This is a genomic window from Pseudomonas sp. SST3, assembly GCF_003325755.1.
Genome location: NZ_QORI02000012.1, coordinates 146815 through 162740 on the forward strand (window position 1 = coordinate 146815; position 15926 = coordinate 162740).

The 15926-nt window shown below is 61.6% G+C and carries 18 protein-coding genes; 10 read left to right on the top strand and 8 right to left on the bottom strand.

From position 1 onward, the window contains the following. Window positions 1–33 precede the first annotated feature (33 nt). Window positions 34–600: a nitroreductase family protein gene (locus tag DQ405_RS14420; protein WP_168424888.1), complete on the top strand. Its 567-nt coding sequence runs from the start codon at window positions 34–36 to the stop codon at window positions 598–600. A 3-nt stretch (window positions 601–603) separates the two neighbouring features. Here DQ405_RS14420 and DQ405_RS14425 read toward each other — a convergent pair whose 3' ends face one another. From DQ405_RS14425 to DQ405_RS14450, 6 genes are all read right to left on the bottom strand, one after another. Continuing rightward, window positions 604–1953, bottom strand: a complete 1350-nt coding sequence (locus DQ405_RS14425; protein ID WP_168424851.1) for an ATP-binding protein — start codon at window positions 1951–1953, stop codon at window positions 604–606. Window positions 1954–2033: 80 nt separating this feature from the next. Continuing rightward, entirely contained in the window at window positions 2034–2435 is a 402-nt protein-coding gene (locus DQ405_RS14430) for a Spy/CpxP family protein refolding chaperone (RefSeq protein ID WP_168424889.1), read from the bottom strand. A gap of 134 nt (window positions 2436–2569) precedes the next feature. Continuing rightward, window positions 2570–3247: a response regulator transcription factor gene (locus tag DQ405_RS14435; RefSeq protein WP_168424852.1), complete on the bottom strand. Its 678-nt coding sequence runs from the start codon at window positions 3245–3247 to the stop codon at window positions 2570–2572. Window positions 3248–3265: 18 nt separating this feature from the next. Beyond that, the gene (locus DQ405_RS14440) at window positions 3266–3646 is read right to left on the bottom strand and encodes a hypothetical protein (protein ID WP_168424853.1); all 381 of its coding nucleotides are present in this window, start codon (window positions 3644–3646) and stop codon (window positions 3266–3268) included. 75 nt (window positions 3647–3721) lie between these two features. Further along, entirely contained in the window at window positions 3722–4021 is a 300-nt protein-coding gene (locus DQ405_RS14445; protein ID WP_168424854.1) for a YciI family protein, read from the bottom strand. A gap of 8 nt (window positions 4022–4029) precedes the next feature. Continuing rightward, a complete protein-coding gene (locus tag DQ405_RS14450) occupies window positions 4030–4611 on the bottom strand; it encodes a septation protein IspZ (protein WP_168424855.1) in 582 nt (193 codons plus the stop codon). A gap of 177 nt (window positions 4612–4788) precedes the next feature. Between DQ405_RS14450 and DQ405_RS14455 the strand changes: the two genes are divergently transcribed. The 5 genes from DQ405_RS14455 (at window position 4789) to scpB (ending at window position 9230) form a co-directional block, all read left to right on the top strand. Then, window positions 4789–5655 (top strand): PHP domain-containing protein, encoded by an 867-nt coding sequence (locus DQ405_RS14455; protein WP_168424856.1) that lies wholly within the window; start codon window positions 4789–4791, stop codon window positions 5653–5655. A 13-nt stretch (window positions 5656–5668) separates the two neighbouring features. Continuing rightward, entirely contained in the window at window positions 5669–6292 is a 624-nt protein-coding gene (locus DQ405_RS14460) for an L-threonylcarbamoyladenylate synthase (RefSeq protein WP_168424857.1), read from the top strand. A gap of 78 nt (window positions 6293–6370) precedes the next feature. After that, the gene (locus DQ405_RS14465; RefSeq protein ID WP_241730007.1) at window positions 6371–7546 is read left to right on the top strand and encodes a tryptophan--tRNA ligase; all 1176 of its coding nucleotides are present in this window, start codon (window positions 6371–6373) and stop codon (window positions 7544–7546) included. Between the two features lie 180 nt (window positions 7547–7726). Further along, a complete protein-coding gene (locus DQ405_RS14470) occupies window positions 7727–8425 on the top strand; it encodes a segregation and condensation protein A (protein ID WP_168424890.1) in 699 nt (232 codons plus the stop codon). 40 nt (window positions 8426–8465) lie between these two features. Then, window positions 8466–9230, top strand: coding sequence for an SMC-Scp complex subunit ScpB (gene scpB / locus DQ405_RS14475; protein ID WP_168424859.1), 765 nt, complete (start codon window positions 8466–8468; stop codon window positions 9228–9230). Here scpB and DQ405_RS14480 read toward each other — a convergent pair. Both DQ405_RS14480 and gap read right to left on the bottom strand, forming a co-directional pair. After that, a complete protein-coding gene (locus tag DQ405_RS14480) occupies window positions 9227–9700 on the bottom strand; it encodes a methylglyoxal synthase (RefSeq protein WP_168424860.1) in 474 nt (157 codons plus the stop codon). The genes scpB and DQ405_RS14480 overlap by 4 nt on opposite strands. Before the next feature lie 45 nt (window positions 9701–9745). Further along, window positions 9746–10747, bottom strand: coding sequence for a type I glyceraldehyde-3-phosphate dehydrogenase (gap, locus tag DQ405_RS14485; protein ID WP_168424861.1), 1002 nt, complete (start codon window positions 10745–10747; stop codon window positions 9746–9748). A gap of 123 nt (window positions 10748–10870) precedes the next feature. On the opposite strand from gap, the gene edd reads away from it, so the two are divergent. Genes edd through DQ405_RS14505 form a run of 4 tightly spaced genes read left to right on the top strand, consistent with a single transcriptional unit; the run spans window position 10871 to window position 15883 of the window. After that, window positions 10871–12700: a phosphogluconate dehydratase gene (edd, locus tag DQ405_RS14490; RefSeq protein WP_168424862.1), complete on the top strand. Its 1830-nt coding sequence runs from the start codon at window positions 10871–10873 to the stop codon at window positions 12698–12700. Beyond that, on the top strand, window positions 12697–13668 hold the full coding sequence (locus DQ405_RS14495) for a glucokinase (protein WP_168424863.1): 972 nt from the start codon (window positions 12697–12699) through the stop codon (window positions 13666–13668). The genes edd and DQ405_RS14495 overlap by 4 nt, the downstream gene beginning before the upstream one ends. A gap of 36 nt (window positions 13669–13704) precedes the next feature. Beyond that, on the top strand, window positions 13705–14439 hold the full coding sequence (locus DQ405_RS14500; protein ID WP_168424891.1) for a response regulator: 735 nt from the start codon (window positions 13705–13707) through the stop codon (window positions 14437–14439). Next, the gene (locus DQ405_RS14505) at window positions 14423–15883 is read left to right on the top strand and encodes an ATP-binding protein (protein ID WP_168424864.1); all 1461 of its coding nucleotides are present in this window, start codon (window positions 14423–14425) and stop codon (window positions 15881–15883) included. Before DQ405_RS14500 ends, DQ405_RS14505 begins: the two co-directional genes overlap by 17 nt. Window positions 15884–15926 lie beyond the last annotated feature (43 nt).

Consider the following 15926-nt stretch of genomic DNA (forward strand, 5'->3'; position numbering starts at 1 on the left):
CCTAGAATGTCCGATTCGTTTTTGGAGGTGGTGATGGACGCTCTTGACCTGTTACTCAACCGCGTTTCTGTTGCGCGGCTCGCTGATCCGGCACCGAATGCCGCGCAGCTGGATCTGATCTTTCGCGCCGCACTGCGCGCTCCGGACCATGGCCAGCTTCGTCCGTGGCGTTTCCTGACGGTTCAGGGCGACGCCCGGGAGCGCCTGGGTGAGGTGTTCGCCGAGGCACTTGGCTTGCGCCAGCCGGACGCCGCTGAGGAAGCGCTACGCAAGGCGCAAAAGATGCCGCTGCGTGCGCCAATGGTGCTGGTGGTTATCGCCCGGGTCCTGCCACACCCCAAGATTCCTGATTCAGAGCAGGTGCTCGCGGTCGCCTGTGCGGCCCACGGTGTGTTGTTGGCAGCTCACGCGCAGGGCCTGGGCGCGGTCTGGCGTACCGGCGAGTTTGCCTATGATCGGCATGTGGCCGAGCGGTTGGGCCTGGCCGAGAACGAGCAGGTGCTCGGCTTCATCTACCTGGGAACGCCGGAAGGTAATCTGCGGACCCCTCCGGAGTTGGATCCTCGGTCCTTCGTTAATCAGTGGGACCGCGCACGATAGTGCTCAATGCGGATGCGGCAGGGTTGACCCTGTCACGCTCAGCGGAAGCTTCAAGCCGGCGATGAAACCGCCATCCGGGTGATTGCCCAGCAGCAGTTCACCGCCATGGCGTTCAGCCGCGCGGCGGGCTATCGCCAATCCCAATCCATGGCCGGCGGTGGTCTGTCCCGGTGCGCGGAAGAATGGCTCACTCAGTTGCGCGAGGTGGGCTTCATCCACACCGGGCCCGTGATCACGGATGCTCAACAGCAACCAGCCATTATCGATGCTGGCGTCTAACTCGATCGGCGCACCCTCGGGATTGAAGCGCAACGCATTGCGCAGCAGATTATCCAGCGCTCGCTCAAGCATGTCCGGCCAGCCGTTCAGCACGATATCGGGGGCTATCCGAGTTTCGACGCGTTGGGCGGGGGCGACGATGCGCGCATTCTCTTCCAGCTGCTGAAAGATCGACGCCAGATTGACGGGGGTCGTCGCGCCTGGCTCGGCGTCCAGTCGCGCCAATTCCAAAATCTCGCTGATCAACGCTTCGAGTCGGTCACATTCCTTGGCTAGCCGCGGCCAGATAACTTCTCGCTCCTCCGGGGTCGCCCGTTCGGCGAGCGCCAGGGCTATGCGCAAGCGTGCAAGCGGTGAACGTAGCTCGTGGGAGACGTCACGTAGCAGCTGGCGCTGGCTGCCGATCAGGCTTTGCAGCCGTGCGCCCATTCGGTTGAAGTCCTTGGCCAGCACGCCGAGTTCGTCGCGCCTGGTGGCCAGGCGGGCGAGCGAGTTCTGCTGATACGCCGTCTGTCCAAGGTCGTGCACGGCGCCCCGAAGGCGATCGAGAGGGCGGGTGATAGACAGGGTAAGCAGCAGGCTGAAGCCGGCCAGCACGACCAGCGCGATGGCAATCGCGCTTAGCGGCCAGAACAGGCTGTCGCGATGCCAGGCCTGCAGTTCTGAGTTTGGAATGCGATAGATGAATAGGTAGGTTTCGCCGCTGAGCGGGCTGGTGTAATCGGCGGTGAGTCGTCGCCAGGGTAAGCGCCCCGAGCGGTTTTCCTGACGCGCTTCAAACGCGGCGGCGCGTGCGGGAAACGTCCCGCGAATAACCGGTTGGCCGTTCTCAGCGAGCACCTGCACATCGACGTGGAAGCGATGCCGGTGTCGTTCGAGCAGAAACTGCGCAGGCAGAGGGCCTTGGCGCTCATAGACTCTGGTCCAGACCTCGGCCAGATCCTTCACCCCGGGATGCCGGTTGATGATCCAGGTGTCCTGGTTCAGTGCATGACCAAGCAGCATGGCGAGGCCTGCCACCAAAGCGATGGCGACCCAGAATGTCGCGAGGATGCGCCAGAACAGGGATCGCACCAGTCAGTTCTCCAAGGCAAAACCCGGCGCGGCGCCTCGATGACTAGGCGCGGGCCGGGCGGGTTGGTTTTGGCTAGCGGTCAGTTCTTCTGATCGCGCTCGGCTTTCCACTGTTCGAACTCGGCGCGCTCGGCTCGCTTGGCTTCCATTTTCTCGTGCATCGCGTCGAATTGCTTCTGCTGCTCAGGCTTAAGCAGATCGCGAATCTGCTTGTGGGTGTTTTCTTTGCTGCTCTTCAGCTCATCCTGCATCGCCTTGCGCTCGGCTTCTGGCAACTTGTCCAGATAACGCTGGGTGATTTCACGATGGTTCTTCATCTGTTTGCCCATCAATTCACGCATTTCCCGCTTCTGTTCCTTTGTCAGATCCAGCTGTTCGAACGGGGCGTGTTTGCCGTGATGGCCGTGGCCACCGTCGGGCATGGCCACGGCAATGGCCGGAAGAGTCGAAGCGAAAAGCACGGCGATTAGGGTCTTGCGCATCATGAGGTCTCTCCTGTGTATGAAACCGATCGCCAGCAGCGCTTGCGCACGTTCTGGCTTCGACCGGATGAGCTCAGTCTAGGGCGCGCAAGGTCAAGGCCCGTCAGCTCAGGGTAAAGGCTGGGTAAAGCCGATCAGGAGGCGTAAAGGTAACCGCGGCTGCGTAGCGCGACGATGCGCTGGCGTCCGTCGGGGTGCGGACCGAGCTTGCGGCGCAGGTTGCTGACATGCATGTCCAGACTGCGGTCATACAGGGTCAGCTTGCGCCCGAGTGCGAGCTGGGCCAGTGACTGCTTGTCCAGCGGGTCGCCTGGCTGACTGAGCAGCGCCTCGAGGATGCGACCTTCGGAAAGCGTCAGGGTTACCTCATGCTCGCCGACGCTGGCCACCCCACGGGCGGGGCTATAGCAAAGATCGCCCAGCTCAAGCTGGGTCGGCGTGCTTGCCGGCTGGCTGCGCCGTAGCACCGCGCGCAGCCGCGCGGTGAGCTCGCGGGGGTCGCAGGGCTTGGCCAGGTAATCATCGGCGCCCAGCTCCAGGCCGAGGATGCGGTCGAGCGGCTCGCCGCGCCCCGAGAGCATCAACACCGGTAGATCAGAATGTTCGCTGCGCAGCTGCTTGAGCAACTCCAGACCGCTGCCGTCAGGCAGCATCACATCGAGCACCACCGCCGCCGGCTGATGCTCAGCCAGCGCCGCCCGTGCGCTTTGCCCGTCATGGCAGGCGCGGGCGACAAATCCTTCTTGCGACAGCCAGCTCACCAGCAACTCGCAGAGTTCTTCGTCGTCATCTATCAGCAGCAGTTCGCTCATGCTTCGCTCGTATCCGCTTCAATTCAACCATTGCCGACGACGGCGTCCCCGCGTGGTCAGAACGCCCAGCAGGAAACCTAGTACACCGACGCCACCGCCCACAGCAAACCATTGTTGCTGGTCATTCAGCAGTTGAGGTTGCGCGTTCGGCTGCGCCTGTTGCAGCTGCATGCGCAGGCGATGGTTCTCCTGAGTTAGCTGCGCCAGCTGTGTTCGCTCGGCATCGGTAACTGTGCCGAGACTGCCGGACAGCTCTTCACGCCGCAGTTCGTTCTCGGATAGACGTTGCTCCAGCTCGGTCCGTCGTTCGGTGGTGGGATCGGTTGTACCTTCCTCGGCATGCACCAATGGCATGGCGAAACTCGCGATAAGCAGCAGAGACAGCGAACCTTGGCGCATCGGAACTCCTTTTTCCTCAACAGGCCGTGGAAACCCTACGGCTTGACAGATACCTGGCGGCGTTAGCCGATCCGCTCAGGGAAAGACTTGCTTGAAGGGCTTGACCACTACCTCGCCGTAGACGCCGGCAGCTTTGTACGGATCAGCCGCAGCCCAGTCTTCGGCGGCCTGTAGGGACGCGAACTCGGCGACCACCAGGCTTCCGGTGAAGCCGGCAGCGCCCGGATCGTTACTGTCGATTGCTGGATGCGGACCGGCCAGGACCATTCGACCCTCGTTTTTCAGCTGTTCGAGACGCGCCAGGTGAGCCGGGCGCGCAGCCAGGCGGTGTTCCAGCGAGTCGGGTACATCGGTGGCGATGATGGCGTAGAGCATGTTTACTCCTATGATTCTTCAGGTTCGGGTTGCATGTGGCGGACCAGATACACGGCCTGGCCCGCCATGAAAAGCAGCGTCAGCCCCAGGCTGCCGAAAACCTTGAAGTCGACCCAGATAGAGGGATAGACGAAGGCAACGAACAGATTGGTGAAGCCGCAGACGAGAAAGAACAGGATCCAGGCGACATTCAGTTGCGCCCATTGTGCTGATTGCAATTGGACAGCGTGACCCATCATGCGCTGGATTAGTGGCTTTTCGCCAATGAAATGGCTGCCGGCGAAAACCAGCGCGAACACCCAGTTCAGCACCGGCGCCTTCCATTTGAGGATGGTTTCGCTGTGCAGCGCCAGCGTCAGCCCGCCAAACAGCAGGCATGCTCCCAGCGTCAGCCATTGACCCTTCTCGAGCCGGCGCTGGTAAGCGAACAGCGCGGTATACAGGATCAGCGAGCTGGCAACGAGCACTGCTGTGGCACTGAAGATACCGCCGACCGTGAAGCTGAGATCCGCCAGTGCAAAGGTCCTCGGCTCGAGCTTATAGGCCACGAAGAACAGCAGCAGCGGAATGAAGTCGACGATTTGTTTCACGAAGAGAGCCAGAAGCGGTATGTGGCCGGCATAATAACAAACCGCGCTTTTGGCGGAACGCTGTCAGCCGGCCATTTCCTGAACATGGCGCAAGCTTTGGCGAAGTGGATGATGGCACGAGCGCCGGCACGGACGGTCAGTAACTGTATGTCGCCAGCCCCATGGAGAAGGTCCCGAATGATTGTTGATCTGCATTGCCACAGTACCGCGTCGGACGGCGTATTGGCGCCTGATGCGCTGGTTGAGCGGGCACATGCACGCGGTATCGGGTTGCTCGCCCTGACTGATCACGACACGTTGGAAGGCCTCGATGTTGCCCGCGCCGCGGCGGACTCGCTAGGGGTCCGGCTGGTCAACGGTATCGAACTTTCATGCGTGTGGGGCGGCGCGACCGTTCACATTCTCGGCTATGCCTTTCGCCGGGACGCAGCCGCCCTGCAGGAGGCCATCGCGCAACTGCACGAGGGTCGTTGGCGTCGGGCGGAATTGATCGCCCAACGCCTGGAGGCAAAGGGAATGCCGGGTGCGCTGGAAGGGGCACGGGCCGTCCAGCAGGAGCTGGGCGACAGCGGCAACGCCCCGGCGCGTCCGCACTTCGCCGATTTCCTGGTGCGTGCCGGTCATGTGCGTGACCGTGCCGAAGCGTTTCGCAAGTGGCTTGGCTCGGGCAAGCTTGGCGATGTCAAACAACACTGGCCGAGTCTCGAGCAAACCGTGACTACGCTGCGCGAGGCCGGCGCCTGGATCAGCCTGGCGCACCCTTGGCAGTATGAATTCACTCGTAGCAAGCGGCGGCGCCTGGTGGCAGAGTTTGCCCAGGCCGGTGGGCATGCGCTGGAAGTGGTCAACGGCATGCAGCCGCTGGAGCAGGTTGGCGGCCTGTCGATTCTGGCGCGTGAGTTTGGCCTGATGGCCAGTGTCGGCAGCGATTTCCATGCGCCAGGCGACTGGTCGGAGTTGGGGATGTATCGGTCCTTGCCGGAAGATCTGCAACCGCTGTGGAGGCATTTCGATCATGAACCATGCGAGTCTGTTGCCCGCTGAGCAGGGAGTTTCCATGAGCCAGTTTTTTCAGATACACCCGGAAAATCCGCAGGCCAGGCTGGTCAAGCAGGCCGTGGAAATCATTCGCAACGGCGGCGTGGTGGTCTATCCCACCGACTCGTCCTACGCCATCGGCTGCGCGATGGGTAACAAGGCAGGCATCGAACGTATCCGCCGCCTGCGCCAGCTGGACGACAAGCACAACTTCACCTTGGTCTGCCGCGACCTATCCCAGCTCGGCCTCTTCGCCAAGGTGGATACCGCGGCTTTTCGCCTGCTCAAGACGCACCTGCCAGGGCCATACACCATCATCCTCACCGCCACTCGCGAAGTCCCACGGATGCTTCTGCATCCCAAGCGCCGCACGATTGGCTTGCGGGTCCCTGGGCAGCCCATCGCTCAAGCGCTGCTCGCCGAGCTGGGCGAGCCGCTGATGAGCGTCAGCCTGATTCTGCCCGGTGAAGCCGAGCCGATGAGCGACCCCTACGAAATGCGTGATGCGCTGGAGCATCAGGTAGACCTGATCATCGACGGCGGTTACGGTGGCGTCGAAGCCTCCACCGTCATCAGCCTGGTGGACGGCGATCCGGAAGTGGTGCGTGTCGGCTGCGGGGATCCCGCGCCGTTCGCCGCCTGATCTGATTCGCCTTTTCAAAAAACTACGAAGGAAACCCTTTTGAGCTCCATGGATTCGCAGCGACGTGTGGTCTCCGGAATGCGGCCTAACGGCCGTCTTCACCTTGGCCATTACCACGGCGTACTGAAGAACTGGGTAAGGATGCAGCATGAATATCAGTGCTTCTTCTGCATCGTCGACTGGCACGCCCTGACCACCGATCATGCGGCCGGTGTCGATATCGCCCGCAATGTGCAGGACATGGCAATCGACTGGCTGGCGGCAGGCGTCAGCCCCAGCTCGGCTACTCTTTTCATTCAGTCTCAGGTGCCTGAGCACGCCGAACTGCACCTGCTGCTGTCGATGATCTGTCCATTGGCTTGGCTGGAACGAGTGCCGTCCTACAAAGAGCTGCAGCTCGATTCACAGCAGAAAGAGCTTGGCACCTATGGCTTCCTCGGTTACCCGTTGCTACAGGCTGCAGACATCCTGGCCTATCGCGCCGGGGTCGTGCCGGTGGGCGCCGATCAGCTGCCGCACATCGAGTTCGCCCGTGACGTGGCGCGGCGCTTCAACCACCTCTACGGCAGCGAAGAAGATTTCGAAGTGAAGGCCGAGGCGGCGGTCCGCAAGCTCGGTAAGAAAAGTTCCAAGCTTTACTCCAGCCTGCGCAAGAGCTACCAGGAGCAGGGCGATCTGGAAGCGCTAAATACGGCCCGCGCATTGCTCAAGGATCAGCAGACCATCACCATCGGTGACCAGGAACGCCTGTTTGGGTATCTGGAGGGCAGCGGCAGGTTGCTGCTCCCCGAACCGCAAGCCCTGTTAAGCGATTCGCCCAAGGTGTCTGGCCTGGATGGTGGCAAGATGGCCAAGTCGGCGAGCAACTCCATCTTCCTGCGCGATACGCCTGAGGAGATCGAAGAGAAGATCAAGCGCATGCCTACTGATCCGGCACGGGTGCACCGCCACGATCCGGGTGAGCCGACGCGTTGTCCGGCCTGGCAGATGCACCTCGCCCACTCGGGAGAGGATGTTTGCCAATGGGCCGAGCAGGGCTGTCGCAGTGCTGGAATCGGCTGTCTGGAATGCAAGGCGCCGCTGATCGAGTCAATCAAGCTCGAGCTGGCTCCGCTTCAGGAGAGGGCTCAGGACTACGAGCAGAATCCGGACCTGGTTCGCAGCATTCTGGCGGAGGGTGCCGAACAGGCCCGCGATGAAGTTCGCGAAACGCTGGTGGTTGTGCGTCAGGCAATGGGCCTGAATTACCGCTAGAGCCCATACGGCGGCAACATGAGTTGCCGCCGCTTCATCTGTTCGTTCCGTGGAGAGATCATGCAGGATTCACCGACCGAGGCGACGATCGATCCGCCTGGTGAGCAGCTGCGGCTGGCATTGGTCTATGGCGAGGCGTTCAACAATCTGCCGCAGGATCTCTATATTCCTCCAGATGCGCTGGAGGTGTTTCTCGAGGCGTTCGAAGGTCCGCTGGATCTGCTGCTCTATCTGATCCGCAAACAGAACATCGACATCCTCGATATTCCGGTTGCGGAGATTACCCGCCAGTACATGGGGTACGTCGAGCTGATGAAGGCGGTGCGGCTGGAGCTGGCCGCCGAATACCTGGTGATGGCCGCGATGCTGGCTGAGATCAAGTCGCGCATGCTGCTGCCGCGTTCGGCCGAGGTGGAGGAGGACGAACTCGACCCGCGAGCAGAGCTGATACGTCGACTGCAGGAATACGAGCGCTTCAAGGCGGCCTCTGAAGACCTCGATCAATTACCGCGCGTCGGCCGCGATCTGCATGTGCCGAGAATCGATGCGCCGGACGCTCGGGCGCGCAAGCTACTGCCCGAAGTGAGTCTCGAGGAATTGCTCATCTCCATGGCCGAGGTGCTGCGCCGTGCGGATATGTTCGAAAGCCATCAGGTCACGCGCGAAACCTTGTCGACCCGCGAGCGTATGAGCGATGTGCTGGAGCGCCTCAAAGGCGGGGCCTTCGTTCCTTTTGCCACGCTATTCACCGTCGAAGAAGGCCGGCTTGGCGTGGTGGTGACCTTCATGGCCGTGCTCGAGTTGATCAAGGAATCGCTGGTCGAGTTGGTGCAGAACGAACCCTTCGCGCCAATTCATGTTCGCGCTCGGGTCGAATAGTCTGTTCGCACGGTTTAGGTATGAGTCGAGGTAATCAAGGTTGAATCTCTCTGATCCCAAGGATCTCGCTTCGCTACTGGAGGCTTTCCTGCTCGCCTCGGGGAAACCGATGTCGATCGAGCGAATGGCCGAGCTGTTCGAGGATACCGAACGGCCCGCGCCGGCGCTGTTGCGTAAAGCGCTGGAAGTGCTCGACAAATCCTGCAAGGGGCGCGCGTTCGAGCTGAAGCAAGTTGCCAGCGGCTACCGCCTGCAGGTGCGTGAGCGCTTTTCGCCCTGGGTGGGCCGGCTCTGGGAGGAGCGGCCGCAGCGCTATTCACGCGCATTGCTGGAAACCCTGGTGCTGATCGCCTATCGTCAGCCGATCACGCGAGGAGAAATCGAGGACATTCGCGGCGTTGCGGTCAACAGTCAGATCGTCAAGACGCTGTTGGAGCGCGAATGGGTGCGGGTGGTTGGTCATCGCGACGTGCCGGGACGGCCGGCCATGTTCGCCACCACCAAGCAATTTCTCGATCACTTCAACCTGAAAAACCTCGACGAGCTGCCGCCGTTGGCGGTACTGCGCGAGATGGAGCCCGAGCCGTTGCCTGTCGATGTCGAAGAGGCGCCGGTGCCGGCGGCATTGCAGGCGCGCGTCGACGCCGAACTGGAATCGGAAACGCCGCGCGAGCAAACCAGCTTCCGCAGCCTGCTGGCGGAGTTGGACAGCATGGAAACCGGCCTCAAGACCGACTTCGATGATTTGCGCAACGAAGCGGAAGATGAAAGCCAAAGCGTTCCGGACGAGGAACGCCGCGACTAGTTTTCTGTTTTCCGGCCTGCCAGGTAGTTGTCGTAGTCCGGAATGCTCAGCGCGTGGGCTTCATCAAGTAATGGGCTAGAGAGTAAGTAATCGGCGCTGCTCTCGTTGGCGGCCAGCGGAATGTTCCAGACCGCAGCAACCCGCAGCAGCGCTTTCACATCAGGGTCATGCGGCTGCGGCTCGAAGGGATCCCAGAAGAACACCAGCATGTCGATGCGCCGTTCGGCGATGCGCGCACCGATTTGCTGATCCCCGCCTAGCGGACCGCTGATCATGCATTCCACCGGCAGCTCCAGGCGACGCCCAAGTAGCAGGCCGGTGGTGCCGGTGGCGAGCAATTCGTGGTTCGCCAGTTTCTCTTTCTGTCGGTCCGCCCAGTCCAGCAGGCGGTCCTTGCAGTGATCGTGCGCGACCAGCGCGATGCGTTTGCGGGCGGGCAGTGTCGCGGTAACGAAATCGATGCGGTTCATATTCTTCCCTGGCTTGCTGAATGGGCGGCTGAGCCGAATTGCCGGCTACGGTGCTTCGTGCAAGGCGCGGCAGGTGTCCAACATTCGATTGGAGAATCCCCACTCGTTGTCATACCAGGCCATCACTTTCAGCAGTCGTCCGCTAACCTTGGTGTGGTTGGTGTCGAAAATCGACGACATGGGGTTGTGATTGAAATCGCAGGAGACCAGCGGCAACGAGTTACAGGCCAGTATGGGCGAGCGCTGGCTGGCGTCTAGCATCAGCGCGTTGACCTCGTCTGCGGTGGTTTCACGGCTGAGTTCGAGGGTCAGATCTACCAGCGATACATTGATCACTGGCACCCGGACCGCCATGCCGGTCAGCTTGCCGGCCAGTTCCGGCAGAACCAGACCCACGGCTTCGGCTGCGCCGGTCTTGGTCGGAATCATCGATTGCGTGGCCGAGCGCGCGCGGTAGGGATCGCTGTGGTAGACGTCGGACAAATTCTGGTCGTTGGTATAAGCATGGATGGTGGTCATCAGGCCGTGCTCAATACCGTATTCGCGTGACAGGATCTGGGCGACCGGGGCCAGGCAGTTGGTGGTGCAGGACGCGTTGGAGATGATCTGATGCGACTGGCGCAGGATGCCGTGATTGACTCCGTAGACGATGGTGGCATCGGCGCCGGACGCCGGAGCGGAAATGATCACCTTGCCGGCACCTGCTTCCAGGTGAGCGCTGGCTTTCTCGCGGGAGGTAAAGAGACCGGTACACTCGAAGACCACATCGACCTCGTGCTGGCGCCAGGGCAGTTCAGCCGGGTTGCGGATCGCACTCACCGCGATCGAGTCTCCGTTGACCACCAGCCGATCATCATTCACTTCGATTTTGGCATCGAAATGGCCATGGACGCTGTCGTACTGCAAGAGATGAGCATTCATCGCCGAGCTGCCGAGGTCATTGATCGCCACGACCTGAAGATGCTCGCGGTAGCTTTGGCTGTACAGGGCGCGGAGGACATTGCGTCCGATACGGCCGAAGCCGTTGATGGCGATGCGAATAGTCATAAGAGGGTCCTGGGCGGAATTTGTTGTAGGAATCACAAGATTATTCCTGTCAAAATAGAAATCAAGCCCAGATACATGTTGTTTTGTTGGTAAAACTACAGATTCACGAGCAGGAGTGATGGCATGCACCCGCGGATTCAAGAAGTTACCGAACGTTTGATCGAGCGCAGCCGCCCGTCGCGGCAGCGCTACCTTGCCCAGATGGCCGGGGCGGCGAGTGATGGACCTCAGCGCGGCAAGCTGCAATGCGCCAACTTCGCTCACGGCGTGGCGGGCTGTGCGTCGTCCAGCGACAAGCAGAAGCTGCGCCTGATGAATGAGGCCAACGTCGCCATCGTCTCGGCGTACAACGACATGCTGTCGGCGCATCAGCCGTACGAGCACTTCCCGGACATCATCAAGCAGGCGCTGCGTGATGTCGGCTCGGTCGGGCAGTTCGCCGGCGGTGTGCCAGCCATGTGTGACGGCGTGACGCAAGGCGAGGCGGGGATGGAGATGAGCCTCGCCAGTCGTGAGGTCATTGCCATGGCGACTGCCATTGCGCTGTCGCACAACATGTTTGACGCAGCGCTGTATCTGGGTATCTGCGACAAGATCATCCCGGGTCTGATGATTGGTGCCTTGCGTTTCGGTCACCTGCCGGCGGTGTTCGTGCCCGGCGGGCCGATGCCTTCAGGCATTCCAAACAAGCAAAAAGCCGAGGTTCGTCAGCGCTATGCCGAAGGCAAGGCCAGCCGCGAGGAGCTGCTGGAATCTGAGATGTTGTCCTATCACAGTCCCGGCACGTGCACCTTCTACGGCACGGCGAATACCAATCAGGTGGTGATGGAGATCATGGGGCTGCACTTGCCTGGATCTTCGTTCGTTAACCCGTACACACCGCTGCGTGACGAGCTGACCCGTGAGGCGGCGCGCCAGGTGACTCGCCTGACACGTCAGTCCGGCAACTACCTGCCGCTGTGCAAGATCGTCGACGAGAAGGCGATCATCAACTCAGTGGTGGCGCTGAATGCCACAGGCGGTTCAACCAATCACACCTTGCATATCCCGGCCTTCGCCCAGGCAGCGGGTATTCAGCTGACCTGGCAGGATATGGCGGATATCTCCGCGGTAACGCCGACCTTGGCCAAGGTCTATCCCAACGGGCAGGCTGACGTAAACCATTTCCACGCCTGCGGCGGCGTGCCATTCATGGTGCGCACGCTGCTTGATGCCGGACTGTTGCACGAAGACGTCTACACCGTCATGGGGCATGGTCTCAGGCAGTACACCCAGGAGCCCTTTATTGAAGAGGGTCAATTGATCTGGCGGGAAGGTCCGGAAGGCAGTCTCGACGAGGCGATTCTGCGCCCGACCGAGCGACCGTTCTCGCCCGAAGGCGGCCTGCGTGTGCTGGAAGGTAACCTCGGCCGCGGTGTAACCAAAATCTCGGCGGTCGCGCCCGAACACCGTGTGGTCGAGGCACCGGCGCGGGTGTTCAGCGATCAGACCGAGCTGGCACAAGCGTTCAAGAAAGGCGAGCTGGAGAAGGACTTCATCGCCGTGGTGCGCTTCCAGGGGCCGAAGGCCAATGGGATGCCGGAGCTACACAAGCTGACGCCGTTCCTCGGTGTGCTGCAGGACCGTGGCTACAAGGTGGCGCTAGTCACCGACGGCCGTATGTCCGGCGCGTCGGGCAAGGTGCCGGCGGCGATCCACGTCAGCCCCGAGGCGCTCGATGGCGGCCCGCTGTGCCGAGTGCGCGATGGTGACATCATTCGTGTCGATGGCGAGACAGGTGAACTGCGCGTGCTGGTCGATCAGGCAGAGTTCGACAGTCGTGAGCGGGTGATGGCGCCGAGTGACCTAGGAATCGGTTGCGGCCGGGAGCTGTTCGGCTTTCTGCGTTCGGCGTTCAGTCCGGCGGAGAAGGGCGCCAGCGTGTTCACCGAGGAGCTGGAGGCGCTCAAGTGACAGCACTGGTAGGCGATATCGGTGGTACCAATGCTCGCTTTGCTTTGTGGCGCGATCAGCAGATCGAATCGGTGCGGGTGCTGCCGACCATGGAGTATCCACGTCCGGAAGACGCCATTCGCGCTTATCTGCAGGGCGTCGGGCAAAGCGTCGAGGCGCTACAAGCAGTTTGCCTGGCCTGTGCCGGACCGGTGTGCGGCGATGAGTTCGCCTTCACCAACAACCACTGGCGCCTCAGCCGCAACACCTTCTGCCAGGACCTTGGACTGAGCGATCTGCTGCTGATCAATGACTTCACCGCCATGGCGCTTGGCATGACCCGTCTGCGCGAGGGGGAGCTGATTGAGGTCTGTTCCGGAAAATCCGAAGCCGGGCGGGCACGCCTGGTGATCGGGCCTGGCACCGGACTGGGCGTCGCCACGTTGTTGCCTCTGGAAAACGGCGGATGGCGAGCATTGCCAGGTGAAGGCGGACATGTTTGCCTGCCGATTGGCACGGCCCGGGAAGCCGCCTTGTGGGCCCACTTGCATCAGAAACATGGTCATGTGAATGCCGAGGCGATCCTCAGCGGTGGTGGTCTTCTCGAGCTCTATCGAACCTGCTGCGCGCTCGATCAGCAGCCTCCACGATTTACGACGCCGGCCGAAGTGACCGCAGCCGCCCTGGCAGACGATGCCTACGCCGCGGCAGTGCTGGAGCAATTCTGCATCTGGCTGGGTCGGATCGCGGGTGACAACGTACTGACAACCGGTGCGCAGGGCGGTGTCTATATTGCTGGCGGGATAGTGCCGCGTTTCGTCGAGTTCTTCGTAAAAAGCGGTTTTCGCCAGAGTTTCCGCGACAAGGGCTGCATGAGTCGGTATTTTGACGACGTTCCGGTCTGGGTCGTGACGGCGGAGTACCCTGGGCTGGAAGGCGCAGGCGTCGCTTTGCAGCAACTGCTGGAGGGCGCGTCTGGCGGGCACTGACCTGTTTTGAAACAAGAACAAGAGAAGGGATGCCAGGTGAATCAGGCTGGAAGATCGATTCTGCTGGTCGACGACGACCAGGAAATTCGCGAGCTGCTCGACGCCTACCTCAGTCGGTCCGGTTTCCAGGTGCGAACCGTGGGCGACGGTGCGCAATTTCGCGAGGCCATGGGCAGTGATCCGGCGGATCTGGTGATCCTCGACGTGATGCTGCCCGACGAAGATGGCTTCAGTCTCTGCCGCTGGGTACGCGGCCATCAACGTCTGGCGCAGATGCCAATCATCATGCTGACTGCCAGCTCGGACGAGGCTGACCGGGTCATTGGCCTGGAGCTGGGCGCGGATGATTACCTGGGAAAACCCTTCAGCCCTCGTGAGTTGCTGGCCCGGATCAAGGCGCTGCTGCGCCGCGTCAACTTCGGTCAGGAACGCACCAGTGATGTGCTGGCGTTCGATGAGTGGCGGTTGGATATGGTCAGCCACCGGCTGTTTCATCAGGATGGCGAGGAGGTGCTGTTGTCCGGCGCCGATTTCGCGCTCCTCAAGCTGTTTCTCAATCATCCGCAGCAGATACTCGACCGCGACACCATCGCCAACGCGACCCGCGGTCGCGAAGTGATGCCGCTCGAGCGCATCGTCGATATGGCCGTCAGCCGTCTGCGTCAGCGACTACGTGATACCGGTAAGTGCCCTCGTTTAATCCGTACCGTGCGCGGCAGCGGTTACCTGCTGGCTGCCCAGGTTGCGCCACATCATGACGCGCTCGGCTAAGCGCCGTTGGTTGCCGGTGCCGCGCTCGCTGCTCGGCCGGATGCTCTTTCTGACCCTGCTGGTGGTGCTGCTGGCGCAGGCGCTGTCGAGCTTCATCTGGGTATCACAGCTGCGCGCGAGCCAGATGGAAGGGCTGCTGACCAGCGCTCGCAGCCTGGCGCATTCGATGGCTGCCAGTGTCAGTTATTTCCGTTCGCTGCCGCTGGGTTATCGCCCGCTGGTGCTCGATCAGCTGCGCAGCATGGGCGGTACGCGCTTTTTCGTATCGTTGAACGACAAACCCTTGGAGATGCAGATTCTGCCGCCGACCGAGCGCAAACAGGCAGTCCTGGCGGAAGTGGACGAGGTGCTGCGTGAGCGCCTCGGCAGCGACGCAGACATGTCGGTCAACTTCGTCAGCCCCGACGATCTGCGCATCTTCAATGGCGGGCTGAAGCTCGACGAACTGCCGCGATCCTGGGCCCACTACGCGCTGAGTCTGGAACCGCTGAATCCACCCGTGCTGGTGACGCAGATCCAGATTGCCCCGGGCGAGTGGCTCTATCTTGCATCGTTGATGCCGGCCCCCTACGTCAGCCTGGAAGACGACGGCATCCCGACCCAGCAGCTCTGGTTCATCTTTCTCACCACCAGCTTTCTGTTGTTGTTCATCGGCATCCTTGTGCACTGGCAGAGCCGTCCGCTCAAGCAGTTGGCGCAAGCGGCGCGCGAGATGTCGCTGGGCAGCGAAGTGGAGTTGCTGCCCGAAGAGGGCGGCAGTGAGGTGGTCGAGGTCAGCCGGGCGTTCAACAGCATGCGTGAGCGCATCGGTCGCTACCTGACCGAGCGCAGCCAGTTGTTCAGCGCGATCTCTCACGACTTGCGCACCCCGATCACCCGACTCCGCCTGCGCGTGGAGCTGCTTGAAGATGAGGCCCTGCAGAACAAGTTCAGCCGTGATCTCGATGAACTGGAGCTGCTGGTCAAAGGCGCGTTGCAATGCGTCAAGGACACCGACATCCACGAAAACATCGAGCCGCTGGATCTGAACCTGTTGCTCGACTGTGTCACCGAGCCATACTTGGCGCCTGCCGGCAATGGCCGTGTAACGGTTCAGGGTAAGCCCGCCGCGCCTTATGCCGGCAAGCCGCTCGCGCTCCGGCGCTGTATCGGCAACCTGCTGGATAACGCCCTGAAGTACGGCGAGCGAGCGCATCTGCATATTGTCGATGATGGCGAAACGTTCGTGCTTCACGTCGATGACGAAGGGCCGGGAGTGCCGCCAGCGTGGCTGCAGCAGGTCTTCGAGCCGAACTTTCGTCTGGCGGCGAAGCAGCCCGGTTACGGCCTCGGTCTCGGTATCGCCCGCAACATCGCGCATGCCCATGGCGGCGAGATCAGCCTGCGCAATCTGCCCGAAGGTGGTTTGCGGGTGACTTTAAGTCTGCCGCGCCATGCAGGGTGAGGCTATCTGTCGTCATCTGGCTCGTTACAGAGGCGCTCGCTTT

What these genes read in the sequence shown, in the direction of transcription:
- DQ405_RS14440 (WP_168424853.1), bottom strand. Translation starts at nt 3,646, where the DNA reads ATGCGCCAAGGTTCGCTGTCTCTGCTGCTTATCGCGAGTTTCGCCATG.
- edd (WP_168424862.1), top strand. Translation starts at nt 10,871, where the DNA reads ATGCACCCGCGGATTCAAGAAGTTACCGAACGTTTGATCGAGCGCAGC.
- DQ405_RS14435 (WP_168424852.1), bottom strand. Translation starts at nt 3,247, where the DNA reads ATGAGCGAACTGCTGCTGATAGATGACGACGAAGAACTCTGCGAGTTG.
- DQ405_RS14445 (WP_168424854.1), bottom strand. Translation starts at nt 4,021, where the DNA reads ATGCTCTACGCCATCATCGCCACCGATGTACCCGACTCGCTGGAACAC.
- DQ405_RS14480 (WP_168424860.1), bottom strand. Translation starts at nt 9,700, where the DNA reads ATGAACCGCATCGATTTCGTTACCGCGACACTGCCCGCCCGCAAACGC.
- DQ405_RS14420 (WP_168424888.1), top strand. Translation starts at nt 34, where the DNA reads ATGGACGCTCTTGACCTGTTACTCAACCGCGTTTCTGTTGCGCGGCTC.
- DQ405_RS14505 (WP_168424864.1), top strand. Translation starts at nt 14,423, where the DNA reads ATGACGCGCTCGGCTAAGCGCCGTTGGTTGCCGGTGCCGCGCTCGCTG.
- DQ405_RS14430 (WP_168424889.1), bottom strand. Translation starts at nt 2,435, where the DNA reads ATGCGCAAGACCCTAATCGCCGTGCTTTTCGCTTCGACTCTTCCGGCC.
- DQ405_RS14465 (WP_241730007.1), top strand. Translation starts at nt 6,371, where the DNA reads ATGCGGCCTAACGGCCGTCTTCACCTTGGCCATTACCACGGCGTACTG.
- gap (WP_168424861.1), bottom strand. Translation starts at nt 10,747, where the DNA reads ATGACTATTCGCATCGCCATCAACGGCTTCGGCCGTATCGGACGCAAT.
- DQ405_RS14460 (WP_168424857.1), top strand. Translation starts at nt 5,669, where the DNA reads ATGAGCCAGTTTTTTCAGATACACCCGGAAAATCCGCAGGCCAGGCTG.
- DQ405_RS14455 (WP_168424856.1), top strand. Translation starts at nt 4,789, where the DNA reads ATGATTGTTGATCTGCATTGCCACAGTACCGCGTCGGACGGCGTATTG.